At 67.9% G+C, this 2,327-nt stretch carries 3 protein-coding genes; all 3 read right to left on the reverse strand.

What is annotated here, in order from left to right:
- A partial coding sequence (locus tag P7D22_RS22820) for a hypothetical protein (protein ID WP_319936541.1) occupies positions 1-184 on the reverse strand: 184 nt, incomplete at its 3' end.
- 45 nt (positions 185-229) lie between these two features.
- Entirely contained in the window at positions 230-1,642 is a 1,413-nt protein-coding gene (locus P7D22_RS22825; protein WP_319936542.1) for a S41 family peptidase, read from the reverse strand.
- Positions 1,639-2,327: murein hydrolase activator EnvC family protein (locus P7D22_RS22830; RefSeq protein ID WP_319936543.1), on the reverse strand; the 689-nt coding region annotated here is incomplete at its 5' end. The genes P7D22_RS22830 and P7D22_RS22825, both read right to left, overlap by 4 nt.

Consider the following 2,327-nt stretch of genomic DNA (forward strand, 5'->3'; position numbering starts at 1 on the left):
TGATGGGCGACACCGCGGCGGTCCGATCGGGCGTGGGGCTACGATCCCGCCACGCCAGCGTGCCGGCCAGCACCACAGCCACACCGCAGCCGAGCCCGATCAGCCACCGCCGCCCGGGCGGGCGGACGGCCGAGCCCGGGCCGGCGGGCTGGCCGAGCGGCTGGTAAAGGCCGTCATCCGGCATGTTGCCCCTTCACGCGAGCGCGACGGGGTGACGCTGATGGCCGCTTCAGTCCTGCTTCGGGGCATCGACCTTGTTGGCCGGCTTGTTGGCCGACGAGTCGGTGACCGGCGCCGGCGAGGTGGCGGCGGGCTTCGCGGCTTCCTGGGTGCTCGAAACCTTGATGCCGTGCAGGAGATCGAGTGCCGCGGTCAGCTGCTTGTCCTTGGCGGCGTCGGTCGGCACATAGGCCTGCGAGCCCTGCTTCTCGTCGTCGCCGTTCTTCAAGTGGCCCTTCAGCGATGCTTCGCCCTTGGTGTCGTCCTTGCCCTTCAGGTCGTCCGGCACGTCCTCGAGGATCATGTAATCGGGGTCGATGCCCTTGGCCTGGATGGAGCGTCCCGACGGGGTGTAGTAACGCGCCGTGGTGAGCCGCAAAGCCCCGTTCTGGCCGAGGGGAATGATGGTCTGCACGGAGCCTTTGCCGAAGGACCGCGTGCCGATGATGGTGGCACGCTTGTGGTCCTGCAGGGCGCCCGCGACGATCTCGGAAGCCGAAGCCGAGCCGCCGTTGATCAACACGACGAGGGGCTTGCCGTGGCTGAGGTCGCCGCCCTGGCGGGCCGAATAACGCTGCGTCTCGTCGGGGTTGCGACCGCGGGTGGACACGATCTCGCCCTGCGGCACGAAGGCGTTGACCACCTCGATCGACTGATCCAGCAGACCGCCCGGGTCGTTGCGCAGGTCGAGGATGTAGCCCTTGAACTTGTCGGCCGGGATATCCTTCGAGAACTTGTCCATCGCATCCTTCAGGCCATCGAAGGTCTGCTCGTTGAACTGCGAGATGCGGACGTAGCCGACATCGCCCTTCTCCTCCGACTTCACCGACTTGATGGTGATGACGGCCCGGGTGAGCTTGTAGTCCTTCGGGTCGGCCGCGGCGGCCTTGGGGTTCTTGGCGTCGGGACGCACGATCTTCAGGGTCACGGCCGTGCCGACCGCGCCGCGCATCTTGTCGACCGCCTGGTTGAGGGTGAGACCCGACACGGCATCGCCGTCGATGCCGGTGATGAGATCGCCCGACATGATGCCGGCCTTGGAGGCGGGCGTGTCGTCGATCGGCGTCACCACCTTGATGTCGCCGTTCTCCTGCGTGACCTCGATGCCGAGGCCGCCGAACTCGCCGCGCGTCTGCACCTGCATGTCGCGGTAGCTCTTGGCATCCATGTAGGACGAATGCGGGTCGAGCGAGGTGAGCATGCCGTTGATGGCCGCCTCGACGAGCTTGCTCTCGTCCGGCTTCTCGACATAGTCGGTACGGATCTTCTCGAAGACATCACCGAACAGGTTCAGGTCGCGGTAGGTATCCGAGGCCGCCGCCCGGGCCGGGCTCGAGGACAGGAGGTTCGTCTCGAAAGCAACGGTCGCGGACGCGGCCCCGAGCGCGGCGCCCGCCACCATCAAAGTCACCTTGCGCATCATCCGCGAACCTTTTGCAGCGCCGCTTTGGCCCACCACGGGCCCGGATCGACGGCAGCTCCGTCTTTTCGGAATTCAACATAGAGAATGGGGTCGGCTGCGCCAAGGGCGATGGCGGCCGCCGTCCCGGCGGTGCCGTCCCCCATGGTGCCGACCGGTTCACCCGACAGGACGAACTGCCCGATCGCCACATCCACGTGATCCATGCCGGCCAGAACGGTATAATAGCCGCCGCCGACGTTCAAAATTAAGACTTGTCCATAGGTCCGGTAGGGGCCCGAGAAGGCCACCCATCCGTCGGCCGGGGTCGACACCACGGCATGCGGGCGCGTCGCCAGCGACAGGCCCCGCTCGCTGCCGCCGTAACCGTCGTCCTGCCCGAAGGTCTTCACCACCCGGCCGGTCAGCGGCAGCGACAGAAGGCCTCGGGTGGCCGCGAAGGGCACCGCGGGGGCGAGCCGGGCCGGATCGCGGAACGGGCCGGCCTCGACCTTGGCCTGGATCGAATCGGCATCCGCCTCGGCGGCCTTTTGTTGGGCCAGGATCGCGTCGCGGGCCGCTTCGGCGGCCTTGCGGCTGAGGGCGTCGGTCGCCTCCATGCGGGCGATGAGGTCCTTCAAGCTGCCGGTCTGCCGGGCGATGTCGGCGGCGCGACGGGCTTCGGCGTCGAGGTCGCCCTGGGCCGCCG

It is taken from the genome of Lichenihabitans sp. Uapishka_5 (assembly GCF_033947565.1).
GTDB lineage: Bacteria > Pseudomonadota > Alphaproteobacteria > Rhizobiales > Beijerinckiaceae > Lichenihabitans.

What these genes read in the sequence shown, in the direction of transcription:
- P7D22_RS22825 (WP_319936542.1), bottom strand. Translation starts at nt 1,642, where the DNA reads ATGATGCGCAAGGTGACTTTGATGGTGGCGGGCGCCGCGCTCGGGGCC.